The sequence below is a fragment of the Arcicella gelida genome (genome assembly GCF_034931025.1).
Lineage (GTDB): Bacteria > Bacteroidota > Bacteroidia > Cytophagales > Spirosomataceae > Arcicella > Arcicella gelida.
Map to the genome: position 1 here is coordinate 133504 of NZ_JAYGIL010000016.1, position 8710 is coordinate 142213.

5 protein-coding genes are annotated in these 8710 nt (G+C 34.1%); 3 read left to right on the forward strand and 2 right to left on the reverse strand.

Translation table 11 applies throughout. The annotated features are described in order from the left end of the window. The first annotated feature begins 289 nt into the window (after positions 1-289). Positions 290-3562, forward strand: coding sequence for a SusC/RagA family TonB-linked outer membrane protein (locus tag VB776_RS14270; protein ID WP_323697385.1), 3273 nt, complete (start codon positions 290-292; stop codon positions 3560-3562). Between the two features lie 114 nt (positions 3563-3676). Next, a complete protein-coding gene (locus tag VB776_RS14275) occupies positions 3677-5419 on the forward strand; it encodes a RagB/SusD family nutrient uptake outer membrane protein (protein WP_323697386.1) in 1743 nt (580 codons plus the stop codon). A 53-nt stretch (positions 5420-5472) separates the two neighbouring features. Here the strand turns inward: VB776_RS14275 and VB776_RS14280 are convergent, their stop codons facing one another. Both VB776_RS14280 and VB776_RS14285 read right to left on the reverse strand, forming a co-directional pair. Continuing rightward, the gene (locus VB776_RS14280) at positions 5473-6036 is read right to left on the reverse strand and encodes a CopD family protein (RefSeq protein ID WP_323697387.1); all 564 of its coding nucleotides are present in this window, start codon (positions 6034-6036) and stop codon (positions 5473-5475) included. A 14-nt stretch (positions 6037-6050) separates the two neighbouring features. After that, entirely contained in the window at positions 6051-6797 is a 747-nt protein-coding gene (locus VB776_RS14285; RefSeq protein ID WP_323697388.1) for a polyprenol monophosphomannose synthase, read from the reverse strand. A 458-nt stretch (positions 6798-7255) separates the two neighbouring features. Between VB776_RS14285 and xylA the strand changes: the two genes are divergently transcribed. Continuing rightward, positions 7256-8587 carry a xylose isomerase gene (xylA, locus tag VB776_RS14290; RefSeq protein WP_323697389.1) on the forward strand — a complete coding sequence of 444 codons (1332 nt, stop codon included), beginning with the start codon at positions 7256-7258 and terminating at the stop codon, positions 8585-8587. The last annotated feature ends 123 nt before the right edge of the window (positions 8588-8710 follow it).

Genomic DNA, 8710 nt, shown 5'->3' on the forward strand with positions numbered 1-8710 from the left:
AAAATGCAATAATACTAAAATGACATAAATGAAATCAAGTGCTTGGTTATCAATAACTTGTAAAATGTTAAAATAATATTGGTTGATATTTCAAAAATTATAAAAAGTATCAAAATGATACAATAAACATTATCAAAATGATACATTAATAAAAAATTGACTTCAAACAAAAATGAAATAAAATATTAGAATATAAATAATCAGTTTGTTATGAAATTAAATTAAACATATATTTACAAGGATTTTCAACCAAAAATCTAATTTTTTCAATCAAAAACCCAATTTTATTATGAACACAAAATTTTACTCTACATGGAGGGGTATGCTTTTGTCGTGCGTATTTTTACTAAGTACGTTCTTAACAATGGCACAAGACAGACGAGTAACAGGGAAAGTTACTGGCATGGATGGTCAGGGAATTCCTGGAGTCTCGGTTCTTCTAAAAGGCACACAAACAGGTGTATCAACAGATGCAAACGGTAGCTTTGCAATTAATCTCAAATCAGGTAAGGATGTATTGTTAATTTCAGCGATTGGCTATAAAAGCACTGAAGTTAAAGTTGGCTCGCAAAGTAATGTAGATGTTAAGTTAGCAGAAGATGTTTCAGCACTTGACGAAGTAATTGTTACAGGTTATTCAAGTTCAAACAAAAAAGAATCAACTGCTGCTGTTGCTACTGTTAAAGCAAAAGATTTAACAGTTGTTCCTTCTGGTAACGTTGAACAACAATTACAAGGACGTGTAGCGGGTGTTACATTAATTACAAACGGACAGCCTGGAACAAGTTCAATTATTCGTGTTCGTGGATTTGGTTCAATCGGACCAGCTGGTTCTAATGATCCTCTTTATGTAGTTGACGGAGTTCCAGTACAATCTACAGATTTCCTTTCTCCAAATGATATTGAGTCAACTACGGTATTGAAAGATGCTGCTGCTGCTTCTATCTATGGTGCTCGTGCTGCGAACGGTGTAATCGTTTACGTAACTAAAAGAGGTACTAAGAAAGCTAGAAAAATGGAAGTTACTTATGATGGTGTTTATGGTGTAACAGACCCTAACGCAGCGGGTGCTCCTAAAAATTTAACTCCTCAAGAAGAAGCTGATTGGACTAAAATTGCACAAATCAACACAAATATTGCTAATAAGCTATCTCGTACTGCTAATCCAACTGAATGGGCTAATGGTTTGAAGCACCCACAATATGGTAATGGTGAAACAGCTACTATTCCCAATTATTTATATGCAAATGGTCAGAGTGGTGTTTATGGTACGGTTGATATCGCTGCTGTTAGAGCTGCTGCACAAGCAGATCCTTATGGTGTATTTTTGATTAAGCCAAACATGGCTGGAACAAACTGGTATAAAGAAATTACTAGATCTGCTCCTTTAATGAGACATAGCCTTGGTTTAAGTGGTGGAACAGAAAATGGTCGTTATTACTTCGGTCTTTCTGCTCAACAACAAGATGGTATTTTGATTACTAACAGTTTCAAAAGATATAGTTTCAGAGCTAACTCAGAATTTGATTTAGGTAAAAGAGTAAGAATTGGTGAAAACTTACAATTTACTTATCGTTCAGTATTAGGACAATCTGGTGCTACAAACGGTTTGGGTATTGCTCAAGACGAGTCTCCAATTTTGGCTGCATATCGTATGCCAAGTATCATCCCTGTTTATGATGAATTAGGCAATTATGCAAGTACTAAAGCTGGTGGTTTTAACAACCCAAGAAACCCTGTTAGGCAATTAAGAAATAATAATACCAACGACAATAACTTCAATGCTAATGGTTTTGGTAACGTTTACGTTGAAGTAGATCCTATTGCAAATTTGACATTACGTACAAGTATTGGTGGACAATTTAATAGTTATTATTTCAAAGATTATGGTTATAAATACCTTGGAGACTCTGAGCCAGAAGGAAACAACAGTTTCAGCGAAGGTTCTGGATTTAACTTCTCGTGGGTATTTACAAACACTGCTGCTTATAAGGCGAAATTTGGTAGCCATTCAATTAGTGCTTTAGCTGGTATTGAAGCTTTGAACACTGGTAAAGGAAGACAAATTTCAGGTTCAGGTATAAACCCATTCTCAACAGATTTAGACTACGTAAACTTGAGTAAAGTTCAAAACCCACAAGTAAACTCTGGTTTATTCAGTGGTGTTAATTTCTATTCATTGTTTTCTAAAGTAGATTATAGTTTACAAGATAAATATTATTTATCTGCTGTAGTTCGTCGTGATGGTTCTTCAAGATTTGGTGCAAACAACCGTTATGGTGTGTTCCCTGCATTCTCTGCCGCTTGGCGTATGAGTAGTGAAGATTTCATGAAAGAAATACCATTCATTACTGATTTAAAAATTCGTGGAGGTTGGGGACAAATGGGTAACTCTAACCCTGTAGATCCAAGTAACCAATACTCATTATTTGGATCTAATAGAGGTAATTCGTATTATCCAATTTCAGGTACAAACAACGGTGCTGATGAAGGATATTACAGAACTCGTATCGGTAACAACAATGCTAAATGGGAAACAAGTACAACCACTAACATTGGTATTGATGCAACGTTCTTGAATGGTAAGCTAGAAGCTGTAATTGATTTCTGGAGAAAAGATACTAAAGATTTATTATATCAAGTACCTATTCCTGGAGTTGTTGGTGTATTAGCATCTGCTCCTTCTGTGAACATTGCAAGTATGAGAAACCAAGGTCTTGATATTCAGTTAATCAATCATGGTAAATTTACGCAAGATATTAAGTATGATATTACTTGGAACAGTTCATTCTTAAGTAACAAAATTACTTCATTGACAGAATCAATTAAATTCTTCAGTGGCGCTGCTTATCGTGGTATCAACCCAATCAGAAATGCTGTAGATCAACCAATTTCTTCTTTCTTTGGATATCAAGTAGCAGGTTATTTTGCTACTAAAGAAGAAGCGGAACAATCTACTCAGACAGGTGCTGGTGTTGGTCGTTTCAAATATGTTGACGTTAATGGTGATGGAAAAATTACTCCAGATGATAGAACGTTCTTAGGTAATCCAGTTCCAGTTTATACAGGTGGTATTACTTTAGATGTTAAGTATAAACAGTGGGATTTCTCTACTTACTTATACACTTCATTGGGTAACAAAATCTTCAATATGTCTAAATGGTACACTGCATTCTATGGTTCATTCCAAGGTTCAGGAAAAGGTGCTATTGCCAAAGAATCATGGACTCCAGCTTTAGGTAACAATGCAAAAGCTCCTATTTGGGAAAGTGAATCTAACATCAGTACAAATGGAGCTGAAAACTCTTGGTATGTTGAAGATGGTTCTTATTTAAGAATGACTAACATCTCTGTAGGTTACACGCTTCCAAAATCGTTGATTTCTAAATTAGGTATTAGTAAAGCAAGAGTAAGTGGTTCTGTGACAAACATTTTCACAATTACTTCTTATTCAGGTCTTGATCCAGGTGTGGGTGGTGCTGTTGATACTAACTTCGGTATTGATGTTGGTAACTATCCAGTAGCAAGAGGTTTTAACTTAGGTTTAAACTTAACTTTTTAAACAATTATAATTTACAATTTGTAGTGTATGAATATGACAAAACTGATTATTTATAAGATTAAATATTGTTTTGTTTGTTCTGATAACAGGTAAAATTATAAAAAGATATAATCAATGAAAACAACAATAAATTTTAAGAAGTCTTTGATTGCCACGTTTGCTGTGGCTTCAATTACATTCTCCTGCAAAGATAGCTTTTTGGAAGTGTTACCAACAGGCTCTTTAGGAGTATCCCAATTATCAAGTGCAGCTGGTGTAGAGGGAACTTTACTTGGTGCTTACTCGATGATGTTGGGTAAAGGGTTTACGCAATTAGCTGGACCAAATAACTGGGTATTCGGAAGTATTTTGGGTGGTGATGCCAATAAAGGAACTGACCCTGGAGACTTTTCTGCTATTAACCCAATTCAACGTTATGAGGCTGACCCTACTAATGGTGAATTTAATGGTACTTGGAATGCTAAATACGAAGGTATCAGTAGAGCAAATGCTACGATTAGATTAGCTACTGGTTCAACAGCTTTGACTGATGCTGATAAGAAAAGAATCATCGGTGAAGCAAGATTTATTAGAGGTCACTTCTATTTCGAATTGAAAAAGATATTCAATAATGCTCCTTATATTGACGAAACTGTTGATTATGGAACAGGTATTGAAAAAGTGACAAATGCTGCGGATTTATGGAGTAAAATTGAAGCTGACTTCAAATTTGCTTATGATAATTTACCTGAAACACAAGGTGCAGCAGGTAGAGCAAATAAATGGGCAGCAGCTTCTTATTTAGCCAAAGCTTATATGTTTGAAAAGAAGTATGCAGAAGCTAAAGCTTTGTTTGATTTAATCATTGCAAATGGTAAAACTACAAATGGCAAAAAATACGGTTTGGTATCTAATTATGCACAAATTTACAATGCCGCTAACGATAACCACGAGGAGTCAATCTTTGCAACACAAACTTCAATGAATACTGGTGATGTTTCGAACTCAAACTCTTATGATGTTTTGAACTACCCATATAACACTGGTGCTGATGGTCCTGGTAACTGTTGTGGATTCTTTGCACCAAGTTTCGACTTAGTGAACTCGTTCCGTACAGATGCAAATGGTTTACCATTATTAGATAATTCATACAATAGTGCAGCGAATGCAGTTAAAAATGATTATGGTGTTGAATCTAAAGACGCATTTACTCCAGATGCAGGAAATCTTGACCCTCGTTTAGATCACTCGGTTGGTCGTCGTGGTATTCCATATTTAGATTGGAAAGAGCACCCAGGTAAAGATTGGATTCGTTCTCAACCTTACTCTGGTCCATATTCAACTAAAAAATATGTTTATTACAAGTCTCAAGAAAATACATTAACTGATGGTAGTGGTTGGACAAGAGGTTATTCTGTAATGAACTATACAATTCTTCGTTATGCAGATATTTTATTGATGGCTGCCGAAGCAGAAGTTGAAGTTGGTTCTTTAGCAAAAGCGCAAGAGTATGTAAATATGATTCGTACAAGAGCTGCTAATAAAGCTTCATGGGTTACAAAAAATGGAGCACCAGCTGCTAAATATGTAATCGGAACTTATGATACTCCTTGGACTGATAAAAACGTTGCTCGTACAGCTGTTCGTTTTGAACGTAAATTAGAGCTATCGGGTGAAGGTCACCGTTTCTTCGACTTAGTACGTTGGGGTATTGCTAAAAGTACTTTAGATGCTTACCTAGCTAACGAAGCTAAAGTATTAAGTACAATGTTTGCTGGTGCTAAATTTACTACTGGAAAGAGCGAATATATGCCAATTCCACAAACACAAATTGATATTCAAGGAAAAGATATTTTAAAACAAAATCCTGGATATTAATCTATAGTAGGAATATTATCAAAAAAATAAGCGGGTGGCAATTTGCCATCCGCTTATTTTTTTGATACAACTTTATTCCTTTTTTCCCTGATTGACTTAACGATTCTAACAGCTGACATAATAATAATAGCAAATAGAATTAATCCTAAAATACCCCAAATCCAATCAACGGTATTCTTTAAAACGACTAGAAAAACAATAGCAAAAAGAAAGATGGTTGCAATTTCATTAAACAACCTTAATTGAAAACCTGTGAATCTATATTTATCATTTCGTAATTCTAAGATTATTTTCCGACAATAGAAATGATAAAAAACTAAACCTATTACAAAACTCAACTTCAAATGTAACCAAGCTTGTGAAACAAAACTATCCCACCATAACCAGTAAATCATTGTTGTGCCAGAAATGATTGTTAACCACATTGCAGGAACCATGATGGCATTAAAAAGTACTTTTTGCATACGTTTGTACTCTTTTTGTAAAATTTGCCTTTCAATTTCTGGTTTTTCGTTGGCTTCAGTATGATATACAAATAATCGAGGTAAATAGAAAAGCCCAGCAAACCAACTAGTTACAAAAATGATGTGTATTGCTTTGATATGATTATATTCCATTACTTATATCATTTTCAGTTGATTTCTTTGCGATGATATTTTTTGAAAAAACTATTAATTTTCATTTCAATGACTCCTAAAATAGCTTCTTTAAAAATATTAGCAGACATTTTTGAAACACCTTTGGTTCTGTCTGTGAAAATGATTGGTATTTCAGCAATTTTAAATCCATATTTCCAAGCAGTAAATTTCATCTCTACTTGAAAAGCATAACCCACAAATTTAATGGTATCTAAATTGATGGTTTTAAGTACTTTTGAATGATAGCATTTAAACCCAGCTGTAACATCCATAATGGACATCCCTGTGATAAAGCGAACATAATATCCTGCGAAATACGACATTAAAACTCTTCCCATTGGCCAGTTTACAACGTTTACACCACTCACATATCGAGAGCCTATTGCCATATCCGAACCACCGTTTACGCAGGCGTCGTAAAGTTTAACAAGGTCTTCTGGGTTATGTGAAAAATCGGCATCCATTTCAAAAATATACTCATAATTATTGGCAAGTGCATACTTGAATCCATGAATATAAGCTGTACCCAAACCGAGCTTCCCTTTTCTTTCTTGTAAATGCAATCTATTTTGCCCAAATTCTTCTTGTAATTCTTTTACTTTTATTGCCGTGCCGTCAGGCGAACCATCATCAACAATTAGTAAATCGAAGCTTGGTTCTAAACTCATTACTTTACGGACAATAGCTTCAATATTTTCAATTTCGTTGTATGTCGGTATAATTACAAGACGAGAGATCATTATGGAATATTAGAAGGTTAAAATTTAATATTAATGCAAAGTTACGAAAAACTATATCATATTACAGATTACCATCCTTATTAGGTCAAGGACTAAAGTATATATTTTTCAATACTTTATCTGTTTTAGGATAATGACACTTTTTCATAAACATGCCTTTGAGTTTGATTTAATATAACTATTTAATTGTATAATTGTACTTTGTTTATTGGTTGCTGTTTGGAATTTACATTGCGTTCTACTAAATAGAATTAAATGAGGAGTGTTTAAATTCCAATTATTATCATTTTTAACAAGTTTTAAGAAAATGTATCGTCGTTAACAAAAATAATTTCAAATTATAGCAAACATTTTTTGCGTTTCATAGATGTAATAGTATTTTTGCATTAAATTTATAGAACAGTATAGAACACATAAATTACTGACTAAACAAATTAAACAAATCAATAACAAAGACAATGGCAAACATCACATTAGGCGACAAAGAGTATTTCGCAGGAATTGGTAAAATACAATTTGAGGGAAAAGAATCAGATAATCCTTTAGCATTCAAATGGTATGATGAAAATCGTATTATTGGAGGAAAAACAATGAAAGAGCAAATGCGTTTTGCAATTGCTTATTGGCATACTTTCTGTGGAACTGGTGCTGACCCGTTTGGTCCAGGTACAAAAGTATTTCCATGGGATGCAAAAAATGAAATTGTAGGAAGAGCGAAAGATAAAATGGATGCTGCTTTTGAATTCATTACTAAAATTGGTGCGCCATATTATTGTTTTCATGATATTGATTTAGTTGATGAAGGAAGTTCTTTATCAGAATATGAAAGTAATATGCAAGCCATTGTTGACTATGCGAAACAAAAACAAGCAGCAAGTGGCGTGAAATTACTATGGGGTACTGCCAATGTATTCTCTAATCCACGTTATATGAATGGGGCTTCAACAAACCCTGATTTCTCTGTATTAGCTCATGCTGGTACTCAAGTGAAAAATGCTATTGATGCAACAATTGCTTTAGGAGGAGAAAATTATGTGTTCTGGGGTGGTCGTGAAGGTTACATGACTTTATTGAATACTGATATGAAGCGTGAGTTAGCACATCTTGGTAAATTTCTTACGATGTCTCGTGACTATGCTCGTAAAAATGGTTTTACAGGTAAATTCTTCATCGAACCAAAGCCATGTGAACCAACGAAACATCAATATGATTTCGACTCTGCTACAGTAATTGGTTTCTTGAAAGAATATGGTTTAGAAAATGACTTTATGCTGAATTTAGAAGTAAATCATGCTACTTTGGCTGGACACACTTTCCAACATGAATTACAAGTAGCAGCTGATAACAATATGTTAGGAAGTATGGATGCCAACCGTGGAGATTATCAAAACGGATGGGATACTGACCAATTTCCTACTAATTTGAATGAATTAGCAGAGTCTATGTTAATTATTTTAGAAGCAGGAGGTATTACCCAAGGAGGTATCAATTTTGATGCTAAGACACGCAGAAATTCAACAGATTTAGAAGATATTTTCTTAGCACATATCGGTGGAATGGATGCTTTTGCTCGTGCATTAGTAATAGCTGATAATATTTTGGAAAAATCTTCTTACAAGAAATTGCGTAAAGATCGTTACGCTTCTTTTGATAGTGGAAAAGGTGCTGAATACGAAGCTGGTAAATTAACTTTGGAAGATTTAAGAAATTATGCTTTTGAAGTAGGAGAGCCTAAAGCGACTAGTGGTAAACAAGAATTGTTTGAAAATATCATCAATCAATTTATCTAATCTGGGCTTCCCTTGAAAATTGTTTTTCGATATTGCTTTACGATAAAATCCACTCATGTTCTGGGTGGATTTTTGCTTTCATCTGAGGTGCTTTATTTAAAAAATACAATTTTGTTTGATTTT